At 71.5% G+C, this 22,555-nt stretch carries 18 protein-coding genes and 1 pseudogene; 16 read left to right on the forward strand and 3 right to left on the reverse strand.

The features are described from left to right. Positions 1-24 precede the first annotated feature (24 nt). The 8 genes from recG to mutM all read left to right on the forward strand — a co-directional run bounded on the left by recG (position 25) and on the right by mutM (position 7,702). Positions 25-2,274, forward strand: coding sequence for an ATP-dependent DNA helicase RecG (recG, locus tag ORI94_RS09775; RefSeq protein WP_266074015.1), 2,250 nt, complete (start codon positions 25-27; stop codon positions 2,272-2,274). Between the two features lie 99 nt (positions 2,275-2,373). Further along, positions 2,374-2,961 (forward strand): 16S rRNA (guanine(966)-N(2))-methyltransferase RsmD, encoded by a 588-nt coding sequence (rsmD, locus tag ORI94_RS09780; protein WP_266074016.1) that lies wholly within the window; start codon positions 2,374-2,376, stop codon positions 2,959-2,961. 26 nt (positions 2,962-2,987) lie between these two features. Continuing rightward, positions 2,988-3,467 (forward strand): pantetheine-phosphate adenylyltransferase, encoded by a 480-nt coding sequence (gene coaD, locus ORI94_RS09785; protein ID WP_042168041.1) that lies wholly within the window; start codon positions 2,988-2,990, stop codon positions 3,465-3,467. A 176-nt stretch (positions 3,468-3,643) separates the two neighbouring features. Beyond that, entirely contained in the window at positions 3,644-4,747 is a 1,104-nt protein-coding gene (locus ORI94_RS09790) for an ATP synthase F0 subunit B (protein ID WP_266074017.1), read from the forward strand. A gap of 196 nt (positions 4,748-4,943) precedes the next feature. Beyond that, the gene (locus ORI94_RS09795; RefSeq protein WP_266074018.1) at positions 4,944-5,588 is read left to right on the forward strand and encodes a YceD family protein; all 645 of its coding nucleotides are present in this window, start codon (positions 4,944-4,946) and stop codon (positions 5,586-5,588) included. 2 nt (positions 5,589-5,590) lie between these two features. Further along, positions 5,591-5,764 (forward strand): 50S ribosomal protein L32, encoded by a 174-nt coding sequence (rpmF, locus tag ORI94_RS09800; RefSeq protein ID WP_003951102.1) that lies wholly within the window; start codon positions 5,591-5,593, stop codon positions 5,762-5,764. Between the two features lie 19 nt (positions 5,765-5,783). Beyond that, positions 5,784-6,650 (forward strand): ribonuclease III, encoded by an 867-nt coding sequence (rnc, locus tag ORI94_RS09805; protein WP_266074147.1) that lies wholly within the window; start codon positions 5,784-5,786, stop codon positions 6,648-6,650. A gap of 167 nt (positions 6,651-6,817) precedes the next feature. Further along, entirely contained in the window at positions 6,818-7,702 is an 885-nt protein-coding gene (gene mutM / locus ORI94_RS09810; protein ID WP_266074035.1) for a bifunctional DNA-formamidopyrimidine glycosylase/DNA-(apurinic or apyrimidinic site) lyase, read from the forward strand. On the opposite strand, the gene ORI94_RS09815 is transcribed toward mutM, so the two are convergent. Together ORI94_RS09815 and ORI94_RS09820 are read right to left on the reverse strand one after the other, a co-directional pair. Next, on the reverse strand, positions 7,675-8,085 hold the full coding sequence (locus tag ORI94_RS09815; RefSeq protein ID WP_266074037.1) for a winged helix-turn-helix transcriptional regulator: 411 nt from the start codon (positions 8,083-8,085) through the stop codon (positions 7,675-7,677). The two genes, mutM and ORI94_RS09815, sit on opposite strands and share 28 nt — an antisense overlap. A gap of 172 nt (positions 8,086-8,257) precedes the next feature. Next, positions 8,258-9,610 (reverse strand): CAP domain-containing protein, encoded by a 1,353-nt coding sequence (locus ORI94_RS09820; protein ID WP_266074038.1) that lies wholly within the window; start codon positions 9,608-9,610, stop codon positions 8,258-8,260. A 166-nt stretch (positions 9,611-9,776) separates the two neighbouring features. Here ORI94_RS09820 and ORI94_RS09825 point away from each other — a divergent pair, with 166 nt between their 5' ends. From ORI94_RS09825 to ftsY, 5 genes are all read left to right on the forward strand, one after another. After that, positions 9,777-10,058 (forward strand): acylphosphatase, encoded by a 282-nt coding sequence (locus ORI94_RS09825; protein ID WP_042168058.1) that lies wholly within the window; start codon positions 9,777-9,779, stop codon positions 10,056-10,058. Positions 10,059-10,436: 378 nt separating this feature from the next. Further along, positions 10,437-10,640, forward strand: coding sequence for a hypothetical protein (locus tag ORI94_RS09830; RefSeq protein ID WP_004924871.1), 204 nt, complete (start codon positions 10,437-10,439; stop codon positions 10,638-10,640). A 254-nt stretch (positions 10,641-10,894) separates the two neighbouring features. Next, the gene (gene smc, locus ORI94_RS09835) at positions 10,895-14,566 is read left to right on the forward strand and encodes a chromosome segregation protein SMC (protein WP_266074039.1); all 3,672 of its coding nucleotides are present in this window, start codon (positions 10,895-10,897) and stop codon (positions 14,564-14,566) included. 225 nt (positions 14,567-14,791) lie between these two features. Continuing rightward, a complete protein-coding gene (locus ORI94_RS09840; RefSeq protein WP_266074040.1) occupies positions 14,792-16,210 on the forward strand; it encodes a sugar porter family MFS transporter in 1,419 nt (472 codons plus the stop codon). A 366-nt stretch (positions 16,211-16,576) separates the two neighbouring features. Continuing rightward, positions 16,577-17,776, forward strand: a complete 1,200-nt coding sequence (ftsY, locus tag ORI94_RS09845) for a signal recognition particle-docking protein FtsY (protein ID WP_266074042.1) — start codon at positions 16,577-16,579, stop codon at positions 17,774-17,776. A gap of 101 nt (positions 17,777-17,877) precedes the next feature. On the opposite strand, the gene ORI94_RS09850 is transcribed toward ftsY, so the two are convergent. After that, entirely contained in the window at positions 17,878-18,543 is a 666-nt protein-coding gene (locus ORI94_RS09850; RefSeq protein ID WP_266074043.1) for a bifunctional DNA primase/polymerase, read from the reverse strand. A 444-nt stretch (positions 18,544-18,987) separates the two neighbouring features. Between ORI94_RS09850 and ORI94_RS09855 the strand changes: the two are divergent. The 3 genes and pseudogenes from ORI94_RS09855 (at position 18,988) to ORI94_RS09865 (ending at position 22,545) form a co-directional block, all read left to right on the forward strand. After that, positions 18,988-20,452: pseudogene (locus tag ORI94_RS09855) on the forward strand (hypothetical protein). A 417-nt stretch (positions 20,453-20,869) separates the two neighbouring features. Beyond that, the gene (locus ORI94_RS09860) at positions 20,870-22,210 is read left to right on the forward strand and encodes an ammonium transporter (RefSeq protein ID WP_266074045.1); all 1,341 of its coding nucleotides are present in this window, start codon (positions 20,870-20,872) and stop codon (positions 22,208-22,210) included. Beyond that, a complete protein-coding gene (locus ORI94_RS09865) occupies positions 22,207-22,545 on the forward strand; it encodes a P-II family nitrogen regulator (RefSeq protein ID WP_042168077.1) in 339 nt (112 codons plus the stop codon). Before ORI94_RS09860 ends, ORI94_RS09865 begins: the two co-directional genes overlap by 4 nt. The last annotated feature ends 10 nt before the right edge of the window (positions 22,546-22,555 follow it).

A 22,555-nucleotide genomic window follows, 5' to 3' on the forward strand; every position in this document is an offset into this window, starting at 1 on the left:
GCTTTGTCAGTGCCGTGGTGTGCAATGGATGCCGTGCCCGCACTGCAAGAACCGCTGCAAGAACCGTCGCGAGAACCACTGCAACAGCCGCTGAAGTCGGTGCTCGGTCCGCCCACCGCGAAGGTGATGGCCGAGCACCTCGGCCTGCACACGGTCGGCGACCTCCTCCACCACTACCCCCGCAGATACGAGGAGCGCGGTCAGCTCACCCACCTCGCCGACCTCCCCATGGACGAGCACGTCACCGTGGTCGCCCAGGTCGCCGACGCGCGGCTGCACACCTTCGCCTCCGCCAAGGCCCCGCGCGGCAAGGGCCAGCGTCTCGAGGTCACCATCACGGACGGCAGCGGCAGGCTCCAGCTGGTCTTCTTCGGCCACGGTGTCCACAAGCCGCACAAGGAACTCCTGCCGGGCACCCGCGCGATGTTCGCCGGCAAGGTCTCCGTCTTCAACCGCCGCCTCCAACTCGCCCATCCCGCGTACGAGCTGCTGCGGGGCGACCCGGAGGAGAGCGTCGAGACCTGGGCCGGCTCACTCATCCCGATCTACCCCGCCACCGCCAAACTGGAGTCCTGGAAGATCGGCAAGGCGCTCCAGACCGTCCTGCCCCGTGCCCAGGACGCCGTGGACCCCCTCCCCGGACCGCTGCGCGAGGGACGCGGCCTGGTCCCGCTCCCCGAGGCCCTGCTGAAGATCCACCGCCCGCAGACCAGGGCCGACGTCGAGGAGGCCCGCGCCCGCCTGAAATGGGACGAGGCCTTCGTCCTCCAGGTCGCCCTCGCCCGGCGCCGCCACGCCGACGGCCTGCTCCCCGCCGTCGCCCGCAGGCCGCGGCCCGACGGCCTGCTCGCCGCCTTCGACGACCGGCTGCCCTTCACGCTCACCGACGGCCAGCGGAAGGTCTCCGAGGAGATCTTCGGCGACCTCGGCACCGAGCACCCGATGCACCGGCTGCTCCAGGGCGAGGTCGGCAGCGGAAAGACCCTGGTCGCCCTGCGCGCCATGCTCGCCGTCGTCGACGCCGGGGGACAGGCGGCCATGCTGGCGCCCACCGAGGTGCTCGCCCAGCAGCACCACCGCTCGGTCACCGAGATGATGGGCGAGCTGGCCGAGGGCGGCATGCTGGGCGGGGCGGAGAACGCCACCAAGGTCGTGCTGCTCACCGGCTCCATGGGTGCGGCCGCCCGCCGTCAGGCCCTGCTCGACCTGGTCACCGGCGAGGCCGGCCTCGTCATCGGCACACACGCGCTGATCGAGGACAAGGTCCAGTTCCACGACCTGGGCCTGGTCGTCGTCGACGAGCAGCACCGGTTCGGCGTCGAACAGCGCGACGCCCTGCGCGGCAAGGGCAAACAGCCCCCGCACCTGCTCGTCATGACCGCCACGCCCATCCCGCGCACCGTCGCGATGACGGTCTTCGGCGACCTGGAGACCTCCGTCCTCGACCAGCTCCCGGCCGGCCGCTCACCCATCGTCAGCCATGTCGTCCCGGCCGCCGACAAACCCCACTTCCTGGCCCGTGCCTGGGAACGGGTCCGCGAGGAGGTGGGCAACGGCCACCAGGCGTACGTGGTCTGCCCGCGCATCGGGGACGAGGAGGACGATCCGAAGAAGGCGGGGAAGAAGAAGCCCGGGTCTCCCGAGGACGACGCCGAGAAGCGTCCGCCGCTGGCCGTCCTCGACGTCGCCGACCACCTGGCGAAGGGCCCGCTGAGCGGCCTGGGCGTGGAGGTCCTGCACGGCAGGATGCAGCCCGACGACAAGGACGCCGTCATGCGCCGCTTCGCCGCCGGGGAGACCGATGTCCTGGTCGCCACCACCGTCATCGAGGTCGGGGTCAACGTTCCCAACGCCACCGTCATGGTGATCACGGACGCGGACCGCTTCGGCGTCTCCCAGCTCCACCAGCTGCGCGGCCGGGTCGGCCGGGGCTCGGCCCCCGGCCTGTGCCTGCTCGTCACCGAGATGCCCGAGGCGAGCCCGGCCCGCCAGCGGCTCGGTGCGGTCGCCGCCACCCTCGACGGCTTCGAGCTCTCCCGCCTCGACCTCGAACAGCGCCGTGAGGGCGACGTCCTGGGCCAGGCCCAGTCGGGCACCCGCTCCAGCCTGCGCATGCTCGCCGTCATCGACGACGAGGAGATCATCGCCGAGGCCCGCGAGGAGGCCACCGCGGTCGTCGCCACCGACCCCGGACTGGAGAGCCTGCCGGGACTGCGCACCGCGCTCGCGGCTCTGCTGGACGACGAGAGGGAGCAGTACCTGGAGAAGGGCTGACAGACTGGTGCGGCCGGCCTCTGGGCACTGGCCGGCACACCGGTCGGCACGCCGGCAGGAGCCCAGCGACCAAGGACGACCGAGGACAAGGACGAGGACATGACCCGCGTGATCGCCGGCCGGGCCGGCGGACGCCGCCTGGGCGTACCGCCGGGCAACGGCACCCGCCCCACCTCCGACCGGGCCCGCGAAGGCCTGTTCTCCACCTGGCAGGCCCTCCTCGGCGGCCCGCTGCACGGCGAGCGCGTCCTCGACCTGTACGCCGGTTCCGGCGCCGTGGGCCTGGAGGCCCTGTCCCGGGGAGCCGGGCACGCCCTCCTCGTCGAGGCCGACGCCCGGGCCGTCCGCACCGTCCGGGACAACGTCAAGACACTCGGGCTGCCCGGCGCCGAGGTCAGACCGGGCAAAGCGGAACAGATCATCCGCACGCCCCCGCCGGCCGAGCCGTACGACGTCGTCTTCCTCGACCCTCCGTACGCCGTCTCCGACGACGATCTCCGCGAGATCCTGCTCACACTCCGCACCGGGGGCTGGCTCGCCGACGAAGCCCTCGTCACCGTGGAGCGCAGCACCAGAGGCGGGGAGTTCGCGTGGCCACCCGGCTTCGAAACGCTCCGGTCCCGTCGGTACGGCGAGGGAACGTTTTGGTACGGTCGCGCCGCCGCTGCGTGCGAAGACGCACGATGACCGGACCGGAGAGCGAGGGATCACCAGTGCGCCGCGCCGTCTGCCCCGGGTCGTTCGACCCGATCACCAACGGACACCTCGACATCATCGCCCGAGCCTCGAGTCTCTACGACGAGGTCTACGTCGCGGTGATGATCAACCAGTCCAAGAAGGGCCTCTTCGAGGTCGAGGAGCGGATCGACCTGATCGGCCGGGTCACCGCCGAGTACGGGAACGTCCGGGTCGAGGCCTTCCACGGCCTGCTCGTCGACTTCTGCAAGCAGCGCGACATCCCCGCGATCGTCAAGGGCCTGCGCGCGGTCAGCGACTTCGACTACGAACTGCAGATGGCCCAGATGAACAACGGCCTCTCGGGCGTGGAGACCCTCTTCATCCCCACCAACCCCACCTACAGCTTCCTGTCGTCCTCCCTGGTCAAGGAGGTCGCCACCTGGGGCGGCGACGTCTCCCACCTGGTGCCCCAGGAGGTCTTCGCCGCCCTTTCCGAGCGCCTGCGCAAGGACTGAGAGCGACCGGGTGCCGCCCGCGCGCAGTACGAGCGCGCGACGGTGCCGGGCAGGCCCGAGGCCCGTCGGCGGGCCCGCCTCCGGGGAATTCGCCGGGCGGTGTTCCCCACGCGCCCCAGGGCCGTACAGTCGTTGCGTCCGTCTCCAACACAGCTGTAGAGAGTGGCGAGCACACGGTGGACGTGCAGAAGAAGCTGGACGAGATCGTCGACCTGGTCTCCGGGGCCCGGTCGATGCCCATGTCGGCCTCGTGCGTGGTCAACCGCGCCGAACTGCTCTCGATGCTCGAAGAGGTGCGCGCGGCGCTGCCCGACTCCCTCGCCCAGGCCCGGGAACTCATCGGCGGCCGTGAGCAGATGGTCGAGCAGGCCCGCCAGGAGGCCGAGCGGATCATCGAGGGCGCGCACGCCGAGCGCGGCTCCCTGGTCTCCGGCACCGAGATCGCCCGCCGCTCCCAGTCCGAGGCCGACCGGATCCTCGCCGAGGCCCGCAAGGAGGCCGAAGAGGTCCGCGCCGAGGCCGACGACTACGTCGACTCCAAACTCGCCAACTTCGAGGTCGTCCTGACCAAGACCCTCGGCTCCGTCGGCCGCGGCCGCGAGAAGCTGCTCGGCACCGGCCCCGGGCTCGACGAGCAGGGCTACGAGGACGAGGACGCCCCCGAGCGCAGCCACGACCCGGAGACCCTGCGCCGCAATGCCGACGCGTACGTCGACGTCAAGCTCGGCGCCTTCGAGGCGGTCCTCGCCAAGACCCTGGAGGCGGTGGGCCGGGGCCGGCAGACCCTGCACGGTCGGATCGCCAGCGACGACCTCGGCGCCCTCTCCGAGGACATGACGACCGTGCAGCACTCCAGCGACGCCGACTACCTCGCCGACCTCGCGGCCATGTCGGACGCCCCGGACCGGCGCGCCCGGCCCCAGCAGACCGCGCCCGACCGGCCCCAGCAGGCTCCGCAGGTCGCGCAGCAGGACTACGCCCAGCAGCAGACGTACGGCTATGAGCAGCAGAACCGGCAGTCCGATCCGTACGGCGGCTACCCGCAGCAGTACGGCGGGGGGCAGGACTCGTACGGCTACCCGCAGCAGGCCGACCCGTACGCCGCCTACCAGGGCTACGAGGCACCGCAGCAGCCGGCCTACGAGCCCGGTCGGGACCGGCAGGGCTACGCCCCGCAGCAGCAGGACCCGGCCGCCCTCGACGAGACCAGCCTCTTCGACACCAGCATGATCAGCGCCGAGCAGTTGCGCGCCTACGAACAGGGCCGCGACAACGGCTGACCGCCCGGCCACGGCCCGGCCGGCGCCACCCGGCCCCACGGCTGCCACCGGCCCGGATTGGGACGAGAGCCGAAGGTCCAGTATCCTGGCTCATCGGTCGTGTGTGCGCTGCGCTGACTTCGTAGACGTCCGCGATCCACGCTGCCCAGGACACGACGGGGCAGCGTATCTCCGAGCTCGAAGATCGAAAGCAGGAATGGTTCTGAACGCCCGCCTCGACCACCGCAATCCCCTCGTGTTCGACACGCACGAGCTGGGACGGAGGCCGGGCGCGCAACAGCGCCTGACCCGCTCGATCGAGGCGCCCGGGGACCTCGGGATCCAGGGAGTCATCGGAGTGCCGGAAGGCGCCCCGGTGGAACTCGAACTCCGGCTCGAGTCGGTCATGGAAGGTGTGCTCGTCACCGGCACCGCCCGTGCGACGGCCGAGGGGGAGTGCGTAAGGTGTCTGGAGCCGCTCGAGCAGGAGCTCGTCGCGGAGTACCAGGAGATGTTCTCGTACCCTGACGCCGACGACCGGGGCCGCGTGAAGGCGGAACCGGGCGACGACGCCGAGGACGACGAGGACAGGCTTTTCCTCGAGGACGGCATGTTCGACCTCGAGCCCGTGCTGCGCGATGCGGTGGTGCTCGCACTGCCGATGCAGCCGGTGTGCCAGGACGACTGCCCCGGCCTGTGCTCCGAATGCGGAGCCCGGCTCGCGGACGACCCGGACCACCACCACGACGCCGTCGACATCCGTTGGGCGGCACTGCAGGGACTCGCCGGTTCACTCGAAGATGGCGAGAAGGACGAGATGAGCGGCGCCGAACCGGGCGTCGACGAGAAGCAGGAGAAGTAGCCGTGGCTGTTCCGAAGCGGAAGATGTCGCGCAGCAACACGCGCCACCGCCGGTCGCAGTGGAAGGCTGCGGTCCCCACCCTGGTTGCGTGCGAGCGCTGCCACGAGCCCAAGCAGCAGCACATCGCGTGCCCGTCTTGTGGCACCTACAACAAGCGCCAGGTCCTCGAGGTCTGAGCGGCTGGTGAGAGGCACTGTGTCCACGCCCAAGAAGCAGTCGCCCCGCGCGAGCGGGAGCGGATCGGCGGACAACAACCAGGCCTCGTCCCACACGCTTCTGGAAGGGCGGCTCGGCTACCGGCTCGAGTCCGCCCTTCTGGTGCGTGCGCTGACCCACCGTTCCTACGCGTACGAGAACGGCGGTCTGCCGACGAACGAGCGGCTGGAGTTCCTCGGGGACTCCGTGCTCGGTCTCGTCGTCACGGACACGCTGTACCACGCCCACCCCGACCTGCCCGAAGGCCAACTGGCCAAGCTGCGGGCCGCGGTGGTCAACTCGCGTGCGCTGGCGGAGGTGGGCCGCGGGCTCGACCTCGGCTCCTTCATCCGGCTCGGCCGCGGTGAAGAGGGCACGGGCGGCCGGGACAAGGCGTCCATCCTCGCCGACACCCTCGAAGCGGTGATCGGCGCGGTCTATCTCGACCAAGGGCTCGACTCGGCGGCGGAGCTGGTGCACCGCCTGTTCGACCCGCTGATCGAGAAGTCCTCCAACCTCGGCGCCGGCCTGGACTGGAAGACCAGTCTCCAGGAGCTCACCGCGACCGAAGGACTCGGCGTGCCCGAGTACCTGGTCACGGAGACCGGCCCCGACCACGAGAAGACCTTCACTGCTGCCGCCCGCGTCGGAGGCGTCTCGTACGGCACCGGCACCGGCCGCAGCAAGAAGGAGGCGGAGCAGCAGGCCGCCGAGTCCGCCTGGCGGTCCATCCGGGCCGCGGCGGACGAGCGTGCCGAAGCGGTCGCCCCCGCCGAAGCGGCCGGCCTTGTCGAAGCGGCGAGCGCGGAGACAGGCGCGGCGGCAAGCGTCGAGCCTGCCGCCGACACGTCGGCGGCCTCCGCCTGACGATCCGTACCCGCGCGCACCCGCGCACACGCCCACGGATCGCGCGGCACCCGCGGGCGCCGGGGTGTTCGCGACACACGCAGAGCGCGACCCGGGTGCCCGTCCCGCAAGGGGCGGGCACCCGGGTCGCGGTCGTGAAGACCGGTCCTCGGAAGGGGAAAGGAACCATGCCCGAGCTGCCCGAGGTCGAAGTCGTACGGCGCGGACTGGAGCGGTGGGTCGCCCACCGGACCGTCGCCGAGGCCGAGGTGCTGCACCCGCGTGCGGTGCGCCGCCACCTCGCCGGCGCCGACGACTTCGCGCACCGGCTGAAGGGCCACCGCCTCGGCGTTCCCAGCCGCCGCGGCAAGTACCTGTGGCTGCCACTCGAGGACGCGGACCAGTCGGTCCTGGCCCACCTCGGCATGAGCGGCCAGTTGCTGGTCCAGCCGCACACCGCCGCCGACGAGAAGCATCTGCGTGTCCGCGTCCGCTTCACCGACACGCGGACATCAGCCGCTGCCGCGGCGGGCGACACCGAACTCCGCTTCGTCGACCAGCGGACGTTCGGCGGGCTCTCGCTGCACGACAACACCCCCGACGGGCTGCCCGACGTCATCGCGCACATCGCCCGCGACCCGCTCGACCCGCTCTTCGACGACGAGGCCTTCCACCGGGCGCTGCGCCGCAAGCGCACCACGATCAAGCGGGCCCTGCTCGACCAGTCCCTGATCAGCGGAGTGGGCAACATCTACGCGGACGAGGCACTGTGGCGGGCCCGCATCCACTACGAGCGCCCCACGGAGACCTTCACCCGCCCGCGCTCCCAGCTCCTCCTGGACCACGTCCGGGACGTGATGAACGCGGCCCTCGCGGTGGGCGGCACCAGCTTCGACAGCCTGTACGTCAACGTCAACGGCGAATCGGGCTACTTCGACCGCTCCCTGGACGCCTACGGCCGGGAGGGCCTGCCCTGCCGCCGCTGCGGTACGCCGATGCGCCGACGGCCCTGGATGAACCGGTCCAGTTACTTCTGCCCGACATGTCAGCGGGCGCCGCGGGTCGCGTCGTAGCGCTCGCGGGCCTGGAGCACGTCGCCCATCCTGCCCTCCAGGAAATGGATGAGGGACAGCACGCGCCGTGCCACCTCATGGCCCAGCGGGGTGAGTTCGTAGTCCACCCGGGGCGGATTGGTCGTCTGGGCCTCGCGGTGCACCAGGCCGTCGCGCTCCAGTGCGTGCAGTGTCTGGGAGAGCATCTTCTCGCTCACACCGTCGACGCGGCGGCGCAACTCGTTGAAGCGCAGGGATCCCCCGCACAGCGCCCCGAGCGTCAGCGCGCCCCAGCGTCCCGTCACATGCTCCAGCGTGCCGCGCGAGGGGCACCCCCTGGCGAATACGTCGTAGGGGAGCCGCTGCTCCGTCGAGTCCTCCGGGTGCGGCCGCGTGGTGGTCATGCCTTCAGCGTACTTCGGCGCAGCGCTTACCAGCAGGTGGCACTCACCGCGCCACAGTGCCGGGAGGCCACGCGGAGAAGTGCGCGGAAGCACGGACGGCGGCCCGGGACCTCCCGGACCGCCGTCCGTGCTTCCGCGTGCGTACTGCTGTGGTCCTCAGGTGGGTGAGCCCCTAGTAGCCGAAGTTCTGGGTCCACCACGGGCCGCCGGAGCCGAAGTGCACGCCCACGCCCAGGGTCTTGAAGTCGCAGTTCAGGATGTTCGCCTTGTGGCCGGGGCTGTTCATCCAGGCCTCCATGACCGCCGCGGCGGTGGCCTGGCCGCGGGCGATGTTCTCCCCGCCGAGGTCGGATATCCCGGCCGCCGACGCCCGGTCCCACGGTGTGTCGCCGTCGGGGTCGGTGTGGTCGAAGAAGCCGCGGTCGGCCATGTCCTTGCTGAACGCCGTGGCCAGACCGGACAGCGCGCTGTTCGCGGCCACCGGGCTGCAGCCCACCTTGGCCCGCTCCTGGTTGACCAGCCGGAGCACCTGGGCTCCGGCGGCGGCCTCCTCGGAAACGGTCACCGGGCTGCCGGGCGTCTTCTTCTCCGGCTGCGGAGCGGTCCTGCGCTCCGGAGCCGTCGTCTTCTCGGACACCTCCTCGCCCGGTGTCGTCGAAGGCTTCTCCTTCTGCTTCTCCTCCGCCGCTTCCGCTTCCGCTTCCGCTTCTGCGGGCGCCTTCTTCTCCGGGGTCCTCGTCTTCTTCTCGTCCGAGGAGCCCGACGGCGAGGGCGTGGGGGAGGCGTCGCGGTCGGCGTCGCGGCTCGCGGGTTCACCGGCGTCGCGGCCCGGGCTCTCGAGGCTGCCCGAGGTGCCCCCCAGCTCGCCGGGCGTGTTGGTCGGGGTGCCCGCGGCCTCCACGCTGTCACCGGGGGCACGGTCACCGCCCAGTTTGTAGTTCTCGAGGCCGGGCACCACGCCCGTGGCCACCGCCACCGTGCCGAGGGCCACGGCGGCGGACACCCCGAGCAGGCCGGTGCGGACCGGGGTCGCGGCCTTCTTCTTCCGGCGCCGTCCCCCCGCGTGCCGGTCGCTCTCGCCGGGTGTGAAGCCGTCGCCCGGGGAGCCGCTCCGCGGGAAGTCCCCGGGCCGGAGGCCCTCGCCCGCGAACACGGCCGTGTCGGCGGCGGCCGTGTCAGCGGACCTGGAGCGGTCCGGCCCCGCGGAGAAGCGGTCGTCCCGGTGGACGTACCCCTGGTGGTCCTCCCGGTGGGCGCCCGGGGGAAAGCCGCCCCGCGTGAGGTTCCCCGTGTAGTCGTCCCCGGGAACGCCCTCCGTCGCGAAGAGGTAGGCCTCGCTCCTCGCGGCCGTCTCGGCGTACGCCTCCGGGTTCAGATAGGGGGCGATGCCCATGGTCGGAGCGTCTTCGGCGTGAGCACCCAGCGGGCCGTGGCCTCCGTCGTGCAGGTCGTCGTGCTGAGTGACCCCCGTGGTGGCGCGGCCCGTGGCGGCGCGGCCGGCGGCGGAGCGTCGGTGGCGTCCCATGTTCTGGCCTTCCTCAGTCCTGGCGGTCGGTCGACTCGTCCTCGCGTTCAACACGAAACTCACACCATCGAGTGAGTTTCATATGAGATTCATCCGATCGGGACGGTACCGCATGCCGTCAGGGGAGGGAGTGCCCCGAGTGACATTGTCCGGTTAGGTTGCAGTCATGAGCGAGGATGTGCGACTGGTCGCCTGGGTGCGGGGACGTGTCCAAGGTGTGGGTTTCCGCTGGTTCACGCGGGCCAAGGCGCTGGAGATCGGCGGCCTGAGTGGCTTTGCTCTCAATCTGGCGGACGGACGCGTCCAAGTGGTCGCGGAGGGCTCCCGTGAGCGCTGCGACGGACTGCTCGACTGGCTCCAGGACGGCGACACGCCCGGGCGCGTGGACGGCGTCACCGAGATCTGGGACACACCCCGCGGCGGATACGACGGCTTCGCCATCCGCTGAGTCCTCCGCGTCCGAAGGGCCTCCGGGGTGCCGGCCGACCGCCGCGGCAGGCCCTCCGGCGCGGAAAAGTCCTGGTGGTTGCCGAGGCCCGGGGCGCCGCGGGAAGCCCCCGGTGCCGACGGCCACCACCCCGGGAGGGCCCGCCGGGACCGCCGCGATGCCGCCCGGCGGCCGTGTGCACCGCGTCGTCGGCCGATACGGCGTGTGATCGTGTTGACCGTCAAACTTTTTGGTGAGACGCTGAAAGTCCCCGCGCACCTTAGCTGTTTGGCATGGCTGAACGGCAGCACAACTGCAGGTCTGCCAGGCATCGCGGGTGCTCATCCCTCACGACCCACACCGCACAGGTCGGTCACGCATTGTGGAGGACCATCCATCATGGCAAAGGCGCTTCTCGGTTACGTCGGCGGCTCCGACCCTCGACTCCTCGCCGAGATGCGACGGCTCCAGCAGCGCGTCCAGGACCTGGAATCCGAACTCGTACGGATCCAGGCGGAGAACGACGAGCTTGCGGCTGCCGCTTCTCACGACAGGATCATGGAGAGCGTTGACGCACACCAGGCGGAGCCTGCGCTGACCTGATCACTGCACCGCTCCACCACGGCACGCAGTGGTCGGTCGGCTCGCCCGTCACCACCGCCACGCTGTCAGAAGTGCAAGGGACGCCCCGGCGTCCCTTCTTTCTTGCCTCCGCGTCCCCCGCGCCGACCGGATTCCCAAGTTCCTTGCTCCGCGCATCCTTTCACCGTCTTCAACGTGTGGTGTGCCCTGAGCGTTCATCCGTGAAACCGCCGGTTCGTGGAGGGGGACATCCCGGGCAGGTAGAGTCCGGCGGCGTGCACCTCAAGGCCCTGACCCTCCGTGGCTTCAAGTCGTTCGCCTCGGCGACCACGCTCCGGTTCGAACCGGGGATCACGTGCGTCGTCGGACCGAACGGCTCGGGCAAGTCCAACGTCGTGGACGCGCTCAGCTGGGTCATGGGCGAGCAGGGCGCCAAGTCGCTGCGCGGCGGCAAGATGGAGGACGTCATCTTCGCGGGCACCACCGGCCGCCCGCCGCTCGGCCGGGCCGAGGTGGCCCTGACCATCGACAACTCCGACGGGGCCCTGCCCATCGAGTACGCCGAGGTCACCATCACGCGGATCATGTTCCGCAACGGCGGCAGCGAGTACCAGATCAACGGCGACACCTGCCGCCTCCTCGACATCCAGGAACTGCTCTCCGACTCCGGCATCGGCCGTGAGATGCACGTCATCGTCGGCCAGGGCCAGCTGGACTCCGTCCTGCACGCCGACCCGACGGGCCGCCGCGCCTTCATCGAGGAGGCCGCGGGCGTCCTCAAGCACCGCAAGCGCAAGGAGAAGGCGCTGCGCAAGCTGGACGCGATGCGGGCCAACCTCGCCCGCGTGCAGGACCTCACCGACGAACTGCGGCGCCAGCTCAAACCCCTCGGCCGCCAGGCGGCGGTCGCCCGGCGGGCCGCCGTCATCCAGGCCGACCTGCGCGACGTCCGCCTGCGCCTCCTCGCCGACGACCTCGTCCGCCTGCGCGAGGCCCTCACGGCGGAGATCGCCGACGAGGCCGCCCTCAAGGAGCGCAAGGAGACCGCCGAGCAGGAACTGCGCGAGGCCCTCCAACGCGAGGCGGTTCTCGAGGACGAGGTCCGGCGCCTCACCCCGGGCCTGCAGAACGCCCAGCAGACCTGGTACGAGCTCTCCCAGCTCGCCGAGCGGGTGCGCGGCACCGTCTCGCTCGCCGACGCGCGCGTGAAGAGCGCCACCTCCGCACCTCCCGAGGAACGCCGCGGACGCGACCCCGAGGACCTGGAACGCGAGGCCGCCCGGGTCCGCGAACAGGAGGCCGAGCTGGAGGCCGCCCTCGAAGCCGCCGAACGCGCCCTGGAGGACACGGTCGCCCATCGCGCCGAGCTGGAACGCGACCTGGTCCAGGAGGAACGGCGCCTGAAGGACGCCGCCCGCGTCATCGCCGACCGGCGCGAGGAACTCGCCCGGCTCACCGGAAAGGTGGGTGCCGCCCGCTCGCGCGCCGCAGCGGCCCAGGCCGAGATCGAGCGCCTGGCGGCCGCGCGGGACGAGGCCCGGGAACGGGCCGCCGCCGCCCAGGAGGAGTACGAGACCCTGCAGGCCGAGGTCGACGGCCTCGACGCCGGGGACGCGGACCTCGCCGGACAGCACGACGCGGCCAAGCAGCGGCTCGCCGAGGCCGAGGCCGCCCTCACCGCCGCCCGCGAGGCGGCCACCGCCGCCGAACGCGAACGCGCGGCGACCCGGGCCCGTCACGAGGCGCTCGCCCTGGGCCTGCGCCGCAAGGACGGCACCGGCGCGCTGCTCTCGGCCCAGGACCGGCCGCCCGGACTGCTCGGCCCCGCCGCCGAGCTGCTCACCGTCGTCCCGGGCCACGAGACCGCCCTCGCCGCCGCCTTCGGGGCCGCCGCCGACGCCCTCGCCGTGACCGGCCCCGCCGTCGCCGCCGAGGCGATCCGCCTGCTGCGCACACAGGACGCGGGCCGTGCCGCCCTGCTCCTCACCACCGGCCCGAACGCGGTGGGTACCGGGGCACCCGACGGTCCGCACGAGCCGCTCGCCGGCGTGTCCGACGGACCGCGGTACGCCGCCGATCTGGTGCGCGGGCCCGCCGAGCTGCTCCCCGCCGTACGCCGGCTGCTGCGCGGGATCGTCGTCGTCGGCACCCTCGAGGACGCCGAGGAACTGGTGTGCGAGCGGCCCGAGCTGATCGCCGTGACCGCCGAAGGCGACCTGCTGGGCGCGCACTTCGCACACGGCGGCTCGGCGGGCGCTCCGAGCCTGCTGGAGGTGCAGGCCTCCGTGGACGAGGCCGGCGCCGAGCTGGAGGAGCTCGCCGTGCGGTGCGAGGAGCTGACCCGGGCCCAGCGCACGGCGACCGAGGAACGCGGGCGGTGCGCCGCCCTCGTCGAGGAACTGGGGGAGCGGCGCCGGGCGGCCGAGCGGGAGAAGTCCTCCGTCGCCCAGCAGCTCGGCCGGCTCGCCGGGCAGGCCCGTGGGGCCGCCGGGGAGGCGGAGCGGTCCGCCGCCGCGGCGGCCCGGTCGCAGGAGGCCCTCGACCAGGCGCTCGACGACGTGCAGGAACTCGCCGAACGGCTCGCCGTCGCCGAGGAGATGCCGTTCGACGAGGAGCCCGACACCTCCGTGCGCGACCGGCTCGCCGCCGACGGGGCCAACGCCCGCCAGACCGAGATGGAGGCCCGTCTCCAGGTACGCACGCACGAGGAGCGGGTCAAGGGGCTTGCCGGGCGGGCCGACTCCCTGGACCGGGCCGCCCGTACGGAACGCGAGGCACGCGCGCGTGCCGAGCAGCGGCGGGCCAGGCTGCGGCACGAGGCGGCCGTCGCCGGGTCCGTCGCCGCCGGTGCCCGGCACCTGCTCGCGCACGTCGAGGTGTCCCTCGCGCGCGCCGACGAGGAGCGCACCGCCGCCGAGGCGGCGAAGGCCCGCAGCGAGCAGGGGCTCGCCCGCGCGCGGACCGAGGGACGCGACCTGAAGGCGGACCTCGACAAGCTGACGGACTCGGTGCACCGGGGCGAAGTGCTCGGCGCCGAGAAGCGGATGCGGATGGAGCAGCTGGAGACCAAGGCCCTGGAGGAGCTGGGCGTGGAACCCGCCCACCTCATGGCCGAGTACGGCCCGCACCGGCCGGTACCGGCGGCACCGCCTTTCGAGGGCGGACCGGGCGGACGGCTCCCGGCCACGGCCGGCCCGGACGACGGACGGCCCAGCGGCTCCGCCGACTCCGGCACCGGCACCGGCTCCGCAGAGGGAGGGCAGCAGGGGGACGGGGCCACCCGCCCCTTCGTCCGCGCCGAGCAGGAGAAGCGGCTGAAGGCAGCCGAGCGCGCCTACCAGCAGCTCGGCAAGGTGAACCCGCTCGCCCTGGAGGAGTTCGCCGCGCTGGAGGAACGCCACCAGTTCCTCGGCGAGCAGCTGGAGGACCTGAAGAAGACCCGCGCGGATCTGCTCCAGGTCGTCAAGGAGGTCGACGAGCGCGTCGAGCAGGTCTTCAGCGAGGCCTACCGGGACACGGCCAGGGAGTTCGAAGGAGTCTTCTCGCGGCTGTTCCCCGGCGGCGAGGGGCGGTTGGTGCTGACCGATCCCGCCAACATGCTCACCACGGGCGTGGACGTCGAGGCGCGTCCGCCGGGCAAGAAGGTCAAGCGGCTGTCGCTGCTCTCGGGCGGGGAACGGTCACTGACCGCCGTGGCGCTGCTGGTGTCGATCTTCAAGGCGCGGCCGAGCCCGTTCTACGTCATGGACGAGGTCGAGGCCGCGCTCGACGACACCAACCTCCAGAGGCTCATCCGGATCATGCAGGAACTGCAGGAGGCCTCGCAGCTGATCGTGATCACGCACCAGAAGCGCACCATGGAGGTCGCCGACGCGCTCTACGGCGTCTCCATGCAGGGCGACGGTGTGTCCAAGGTCATCAGCCAGCGCCTCCGCCAGGCATCCTGACGGCCCCTCGCGCTCACTGGCTTCACATTGTGAACTCAATGCTGCCGCATGTGTGCGGGCATTGCAGGAAATGTGGGTCTAATTCACCACTCACCCCCTCTCTTGACTTCAGGACTTGAAGGCATAGTCTCGTCGGCGTCGCTTTTACCTTCAGGTACCTTCAGGTGGACCTCGAAGGGCTGAACCCCCACCCGGCGATGCTGCCGGTGGCCCGAGGAGTTACACGTGACCAGCTCAGTGCAGGCACAGAAGTCAGGAGCCGGTACGGCTCACCCCGATCATCTCGGGCACGTCGTCTTCATCGCGGCGTCGGCCGCCATGGGCGGTTTCCTCTTCGGCTACGACAGTTCCGTGATCAACGGCGCCGTCGAGGCCATCCGCGACCGCTACGACATCGGTTCGGCCACTCTCGCCCAGGTCATCGCGGTCGCGCTGATCGGCTGCGCCATCGGTGCCGCCACCGCCGGCCGCGTGGCCGACCGCATCGGCCGCATCCGGTGCATGCAGATCGCCGCAGTCCTGTTCACCGTCAGCGCCGTCGGCTCCGCCGTCCCCTTCTCCCTCTACGACCTGGCCTTCTGGCGGATCGTCGGCGGCATAGCCATCGGCATGGCCTCCGTCATCGGCCCGGCCTACATCGCCGAGGTCGCCCCGCCCGCCTACCGCGGCCGGCTCGGCTCCTTCCAGCAGGCCGCGATCGTCATCGGCATCGCCGTCTCGCAGCTGGTCAACTGGGGCATCCTGAACGCGGCCGGCGGCGACCAGCGCGGCGAACTGCTGGGCCTGGAGGCCTGGCAGCTCATGCTCGGCGTCATGGTCGTCCCGGCCGTCCTCTACGGACTGCTCTCCTTCGCCATCCCCGAGTCCCCGCGCTACCTGATCTCCGTCGGCAAGCACGAGCGCGCCCGGAAGATCCTCGGCGAGGTCGAGGGCCGGGGTGTCGACCTGGACGCGCGCGTCACCGAGATCGAGTCGGCGATGCACAGCGAGGAGAAGTCCCGCTTCAAGGACCTGCTCGGCGGCAGCTTCTTCTTCAAGCCCATCGTGTGGGTCGGTATCGGCCTCTCGGTCTTCCAGCAGTTCGTCGGCATCAACGTCGCGTTCTACTACTCCTCGACGCTGTGGCAGTCGGTCGGCGTCGACCCGACGGACTCGTTCCTCTACTCCTTCACCACGTCGATCATCAACATCGTCGGCACCGTCATCGCGATGATCTTCGTCGACCGCATCGGCCGCAGGCCGCTCGCGATCATCGGCTCCGTGGGCATGGTGATCGGCCTCGCCCTGGAGGCCTGGGCGTTCTCCTTCGACCTCGTCGACGGCAAGCTCCCCGCCACCCAGGGCTGGGTCGCGCTGGTCGCCGCCCACGTGTTCGTCCTCTTCTTCGCCCTGTCGTGGGGTGTCGTCGTCTGGGTCATGCTCGGCGAGATGTTCCCCAACCGGATCCGCGCCGCCGCCCTGGGTGTGGCCGCCGCCGCGCAGTGGATCGCCAACTGGGCCATCACCGCGAGCTTCCCGTCCCTGGCCGACTGGAACCTGTCGGTCACCTACGTGATCTACACCCTGTTCGCCGCGCTCTCCATCCCCTTCGTCCTCAAGTTCGTCAAGGAGACGAAGGGCAAGGCCCTGGAGGAAATGGGCTGAGCGCGGCCGCGGGGCCGATGCCGACGGGTCCCGTTCGGGCCGCCCCGTCCCCCGGACCGAGGAGAAGGGTCCACGTCCCCGCTGCCCCTCTCCTCGTACCACCGCCGCCCCGGCCCGGACCCCGTCCGGGCCGGGGCGGCGGTGCGCCGCACCACCTCCGGCACCGCGTCCCGGCGGGAGCCGCCCGACCGTGACGGGCGTCTCCCTCGCCCCTCCTCCCCGTGCACAGGGCGGGCCGCGTGCGGGGGCGGACCGTGACCGGCGGGGCATCGGACCACCAGGCCGCAGGCGCCCGGCGGAACGGGACGCGTCGCACGGGCCGCCATCGGCACGGCCGGGGTGCCCATGGCTGATACTGGGGCTGTTATGGACATCCTCATCCTTGCTGTAGTCATCGCCGTGGTCGTGGTCGGCGCGCTCGGCGGGCTCATCGTCGGCAGCCGCCGCAAGAAGCAGCTGCCCCCGCCGCCACCCGCCGCCCCCGACATCACCGCCCCACCGGCCGAGCCGCATGTCGGCGACGAGGCCGAGACGCCGCGGGAGGAACCGCGGCGCACCGTAGAGGAGGTTGACCTTCCGGACGGCTCCGCCCCGGTCGTCGTCGAGGAGCCGCCCGCCGAGGCGCCCGCGATCGAGATCCCGGAGCCCACCGCCGGCCGGCTCGTCCGGTTGCGTGCCCGTCTCTCCCGTTCGCAGAACGCGCTCGGCAAGGGCCTGCTCACCCTGCTGTCCCGTGAGCACCTCGACGAGGACACCTGGGAGGAGGTCGAGGACACCCTGCTCACCGCCGACGTCGGCGTACAGCCCACCCTGGAACTGGTGGAGCGGCTGCGTGAGCGCGTGAAGGTGCTCGGCACGCGCACACCCGCCGAGCTGCGCGGGCTGCTCCGCGAGGAACTGGTCGCCCTGATCGACCCCGGCATGGACCGCACCGTGCACACCGAGAACGAGACCGGCGGCCCGGGCATCGTGATGGTCGTCGGGGTCAACGGCACCGGCAAGACCACCACCACCGGCAAGCTCGCCCGGGTCCTGGTCGCCGACGGCAACACCGTCGTCCTCGGCGCCGCCGACACCTTCCGCGCCGCCGCCGCCGACCAGCTCGAGACCTGGGGCGAGCGGGTCGGCGCCCACACCGTGCGCGGCCCGGAAGCAGGCGACCCGGCCTCCGTCGCGTTCGACGCGGTCAAGGAGGGCAAGGAGATGGCCGCGGACGTCGTGCTCATCGACACCGCCGGCCGGCTGCACACCAAGACCGGCCTCATGGACGAGCTCGGCAAGGTCAAGCGGGTCGTGGAGAAGCACGCCCCGCTGGACGAGGTGCTGCTCGTGCTCGACGCCACCACCGGCCAGAACGGCCTGGTCCAGGCCCGGGTCTTCGCCGAGGTCGTCGACATCACCGGCATCGTGCTCACCAAGCTCGACGGTACGGCCAAGGGCGGCATCGTGGTCGCCGTCCAGCGGGAACTGGGCGTCCCGGTCAAGCTGATCGGTCTCGGTGAGGGCGCGGACGACCTGGCGCCGTTCGAGCCGGACGCGTTCGTGGACGCGCTGATCGGCGAGTGAGACCCCGTGGCGGCCGGCCGGACCGGACCGCCGTGGAAACGCGAAGAAGCGCCCGCTTCCGGAATCCGGAAACGGGCGCTTCGCCATGCGGGCACGGTGACCTACGCCCGCGACCGGTGCACCACGTAGGCCAACGTGCCCAGCACCAGGCGGGCCTCCGGCGGCCGGAGTGCCGAATCGAGGGCGGGGGAGCGCAGCCAGCGCACCGGACCGAGACCTCCCCGGTCGGACGACGGCGCCGTGATGTGCGTACCGGGGCCGAGGCCGTGCAGGTCGAGGGCGGCCGGGTCGTCCCAGCCCATGCGGTAGAGCAGTTCGGGCAGCACGGCGGCGGCGCCGGGGGCGACGAAGAACTGAGCCCGGCTGTCCGGGGTGGCGGCGACGGGGCCGACGGGCAGGCCCATGCGCTCGAGCCGGGCCAGGGCCCGGCACCCGGCGGGCTCCGCCACCTCGATCACGTCGAACGCCCGCCCGACCGGCAGCATCATCGCGGCGCCCGGGTACTCGGCCCAGATCTCCGACACGTCGTCCAGCGGGGCCCCGGCGGGGATCTCCGGCGCGAAATCCAGCGGATGCGCGCCCGGTGCCCGGCACCCCGCCCGCCCGCAGGAGCAGGCGCCGGCGGTGGCGCGGGCGCCCGGTACCACGTCCCAGCCCCACAGCCCGGTGTACTCCGCCACGGCGGTGCCCCCCGACCCGCGGCCCCGGCGGCGCGAGCCGGACCGGATGTCACGGATGCCCCGGCTGATACCGATCGTGAAGCCCATGCCCCCTCCAACGGGTCCGACGCACCGCCGGTTACGCAGCGGGCGCTACGCGTGACTCTCTGTTCTCGACTTCCCGGTGCGGTCCTGCTCAGTCGGCGCTTCGGGGCGACCGGGGTGGTGTGCACGGTGCCGCGCGCCCCCGAGTGCGTCGCCGCACCACTCCTGGCTGTCCCGTGCCAAGTGAAGCGCGAGTCGGCCACGGTGAGTTCATTCGATGGGGTGGCGAATGGTGGCGATTCCGGGTTCGCCGTGGCTGGACGGGTGATCGTAGGGCTACGTTGTGTGCATGGTTTGCCGGGGCACATGCGCGTGCGGGTATGCCGGAGGCAACTCGGCATTCCGTTCGAAGGGTGGGAAGCGCCGGACGGCGGTTCCGGCAACCGGCATTCTGGTAGGGCTTGGCGCACTCAGCGGCAAGTGGTTTTCAGGGATGGGGGCGTTCCAGTGAGCGGCAACGGCGGTGGCGGGACGAACGCTGCGAGTAATCAGAAGCGTCCGAACGAGCTGCTCGCCTCATGGTTCGCCCGCAGCGGCTGGTCGAAGGGCGAGCTCGCCCGCCAGGTCAACCGCAGAGCCCGCCGACTGGGCGCCAACCACATCTCCACCGACACCTCGCGCGTGCGCCGCTGGCTGGACGGTGAGAATCCGCGCGAGCCCATCCCCCGGATCCTCTCCGAGCTGTTCTCCGAGCGCTTCGGCGTCGTCGTGTCCGTGGAGGACCTGGGCCTGCGCGCCACCCGGCCCTCACCCTCCGTCACCGGCGTCGACCTGCCCTGGACGGGCCCGCAGACCGTGGCCCTGCTCAGCGAGTTCTCGCGCAGCGACCTGATGCTCGCGCGGCGCGGTTTCCTCGGGAGTTCGCTGACCCTCTCCGCGGGCCCGTCCCTCATCGAGCCCATGCAGCGCTGGCTCGTTCCCTCGCCGTCCGCGGCGCAGTCCCACCCGGAGCCCGAGCCGGTCCCCGCCGGAGCTGGACCTGCTGGAGACCACCACCGTGATGTTCCGGCAGTGGGACGCCCAGTGCGGCGGCGGCCTGCGCCGCAAGGCGGTCGTCGGGCAGCTCCACGAGGTGACGGACCTGCTCCAGGAACCCCAGCCCGCCCCGATCCGGCGGCGCCTGTTCAAGGTCGCCGCCGAGCTCGCCGAACTGGCCGGCTGGATGTCGTACGACGTCGGGCTGCAGCCCACCGCGCAGAAGTACCACGTCCTCGCCCTGCACGCGGCGAAGGAGGCCGGGGACCGTCCGCTCGGCTCGTACATCCTGTCGAATCTGAGCCGTCAGATGATCCACCTCGGCCGGCCCGAGGACGCCCTGGAGCTCATCCATCTCGCGCAGTACGGCAGCCGTGACTGCGCCAGCCCCCGCACCCAGTCGATGCTGTATGCGATGGAGGCCCGCGCCTTCGCCAACATGGGCCAGCCCGGCCGGTGCAAGCGCGCGGTCAGGATGGCCGAGGACACCTTCGCCGAGGCCGACGAGTGGGACGAGCCGGACCCCGACTGGATCCGCTTCTTCTCCGAGGCCGAGCTGTACGGCGAGAACTCCCACTCCTTCCGCGACCTCGCCTACGTGGCGGGCCGCAGCCCCACGTACGCCTCGCTCGCCGAACCGCTGATGCGACGGGCCGTCGAACTGTTCGCCGCGGAGGCCGACCGGCACCAGCGGTCGTACGCCCTCAACCTGATCGGCATGGCCACCGTCCACCTGCTCCAGCGCGAGCCCGAGCAGGGAGCGGTTCTCGCCACCGACGCCATCAGGGCGGCCAAGAAGGTCCGCTCCGAGCGCGTCAACACTCGTATCCGAAAGACGGTCGGCACGGCCGCCCGGGATTTCGGCGACCGGGCCGAAGTCGTCGACCTCACCGAGCGGCTCGCCGTCGAACTGCCGGAGACCGCCGAAGCGGTCTGACGTCCCAAAACCCCGGAGATCTCCGGGAAATTCAGAGCCCCGGCCGCGGCCGGCCCTCCCGAACCGCCCGACTCGGCTCCCCCATGCCAGGTCATCGGAAGGCCCGCCGCGGCCGGCACCTTTGTGTGCCCGAGCCGGCGCCGCTCTCGCGGACCCGGCTGCTCGCCGTCGTGGTGCCGCCGCCGATGGGGGCGGTGCCATGGGGCGAAGATCGCGTCACGACAGCGACCGACACCGTCCGCATCCGGCAGTTCATCGACGCGTAACACGCCGGGTGCCTTCGTCACGGCGGCGAAACAGCGAGGGGCCTCCACCGAAACGGTGCTGCGCGAATCTCTTGGCGCAGAACCGGCCCACCCCTCACGACCCGCCCAGGCTTCGCCCGCACGGGGCCGTACCAACGACGAGGAGACGCCGATGGCACCAGCCATCACCCTTGCCGCAGAAGCGCCCACGCTCTCTGCCGCCAACACAGGGTTCATGCTCATCTGTTCCGCTCTGGTGATGCTCATGACACCAGGCCTGGCCTTCTTCTACGGAGGCATGGTCCGGGTCAAGAGCACCCTGAACATGCTGATGATGAGCTTCATCAGCCTGGGAATCGTCACCGTCCTGTGGGTGCTGTACGGCTTCTCCATGGCGTTCGGCACCGACTCCGCCGGTCTCGTCGGCTGGAACTCCGACTGGGTCGGCCTCAGCGACATCGGTCTGACCGAACTGTGGGACGGCTACACCATCCCCGTCTTCGTCTTCCTGGTCTTCCAGCTGATGTTCGCCGTCCTCACGCCCGCTCTGATCAGCGGCGCGCTCGCGGACCGCGTGAAGTTCACCGCGTGGGCGCTGTTCATCGCCCTGTGGGCCACCATCGTCTACTTCCCGGTCGCGCACTGGGTCTGGGGCTCCGGCGGCTGGGCCTTCGAAATGGGCGTCATCGACTTCGCCGGCGGTACGGCCGTCCACATCAACGCGGGCGCCGCCGCACTCGGTGTCATCCTGGTGATCGGCAAGCGGGTCGGCTTCAAGAAGGACCCGATGCGCCCGCACAGCCTGCCGCTGGTCATGCTCGGCGCCGGGCTGCTGTGGTTCGGCTGGTTCGGCTTCAACGCCGGTTCCTGGCTCGGCAACGACGACGGCGTCGGCGCGCTGATGTTCGTCAACACCCAGATCGCCACCGCCGCCGCCGTCCTCGGCTGGCTCGCCTACGAGAAGATCCGCCACGGCGCCTTCACCACGCTCGGCGCCGCCTCCGGCGCGGTCTCCGGCCTCGTCGCCATCACCCCGGCCGGCGGGGCGGTCACCCCGCTCGGCGCGATCGCCGTCGGCGCCATCGCCGGTGTGCTGTGCGCCATGGCCGTCGGCCTGAAGTACAAGTTCGGCTACGACGACTCCCTGGACGTCGTCGGCGTCCACCTCGTCGGCGGCATCCTCGGCTCCCTCCTCGTCGGCTTCTTCGCCAGCGGCAAGGGCCAGTCCGAGGTCGAGGGCCTCTTCTACGGCGGCGGCCTCGACCAGTTCTGGAAGCAGTGCGCCGGTGTCTTCGGTGTCCTCGCCTACTCCCTGGTCGTCTCCGCGGTCCTCGCCCTCCTCCTCGACAGGACGATCGGTATGCGGGTTCCCGAGGACGACGAGGTCGCCGGCATCGACCAGGTCGAGCACGCCGAGACCGCGTACGACTACAGCGGTGCCGGTGGCGGCGCCGCCCGCAGCACCGCCGCCCCGTCCGCAGCCCAGGCCGAGAGCAAGAAGGTGGACGCATGAAGCTCATCACCGCCGTCGTCAAGCCGCACCGGCTCGACGAGATCAAGGAGGCCCTGCAGGCCTTCGGGGTACACGGCCTGACGGTCACCGAGGCCAGCGGCTACGGCCGCCAGCGCGGCCACACCGAGGTCTACCGCGGTGCCGAGTACACCGTCGACCTGGTCCCCAAGATCCGCATCGAGGTGCTGGTCGAGGACGACGACGCCGAACAGCTCATCGACGTCGTCGTCAAGGCGGCCCGCACCGGCAAGATCGGTGACGGCAAGGTCTGGTCGATCCCCGTCGACACGGCCGTACGGGTCCGGACCGGCGAGCGCGGCCCGGAAGCGCTCTGAGGAAGACCGA

The sequence above is a fragment of the Streptomyces sp. NEAU-W12 genome (genome assembly GCF_026242095.1).
Lineage (GTDB): Bacteria > Actinomycetota > Actinomycetes > Streptomycetales > Streptomycetaceae > Streptomyces.

What these genes read in the sequence shown, in the direction of transcription:
- recG (WP_266074015.1), top strand. Translation starts at nt 25, where the DNA reads ATGGATGCCGTGCCCGCACTGCAAGAACCGCTGCAAGAACCGTCGCGA.
- rsmD (WP_266074016.1), top strand. Translation starts at nt 2,374, where the DNA reads ATGACCCGCGTGATCGCCGGCCGGGCCGGCGGACGCCGCCTGGGCGTA.
- ORI94_RS09795 (WP_266074018.1), top strand. Translation starts at nt 4,944, where the DNA reads ATGGTTCTGAACGCCCGCCTCGACCACCGCAATCCCCTCGTGTTCGAC.
- mutM (WP_266074035.1), top strand. Translation starts at nt 6,818, where the DNA reads ATGCCCGAGCTGCCCGAGGTCGAAGTCGTACGGCGCGGACTGGAGCGG.
- ORI94_RS09815 (WP_266074037.1), bottom strand. Translation starts at nt 8,085, where the DNA reads ATGACCACCACGCGGCCGCACCCGGAGGACTCGACGGAGCAGCGGCTC.
- ORI94_RS09820 (WP_266074038.1), bottom strand. Translation starts at nt 9,610, where the DNA reads ATGGGACGCCACCGACGCTCCGCCGCCGGCCGCGCCGCCACGGGCCGC.
- ORI94_RS09825 (WP_042168058.1), top strand. Translation starts at nt 9,777, where the DNA reads ATGAGCGAGGATGTGCGACTGGTCGCCTGGGTGCGGGGACGTGTCCAA.
- ORI94_RS09830 (WP_004924871.1), top strand. Translation starts at nt 10,437, where the DNA reads ATGGCAAAGGCGCTTCTCGGTTACGTCGGCGGCTCCGACCCTCGACTC.
- ftsY (WP_266074042.1), top strand. Translation starts at nt 16,577, where the DNA reads ATGGACATCCTCATCCTTGCTGTAGTCATCGCCGTGGTCGTGGTCGGC.
- ORI94_RS09850 (WP_266074043.1), bottom strand. Translation starts at nt 18,543, where the DNA reads ATGGGCTTCACGATCGGTATCAGCCGGGGCATCCGTGACATCCGGTCC.
- ORI94_RS09860 (WP_266074045.1), top strand. Translation starts at nt 20,870, where the DNA reads ATGGCACCAGCCATCACCCTTGCCGCAGAAGCGCCCACGCTCTCTGCC.
- ORI94_RS09865 (WP_042168077.1), top strand. Translation starts at nt 22,207, where the DNA reads ATGAAGCTCATCACCGCCGTCGTCAAGCCGCACCGGCTCGACGAGATC.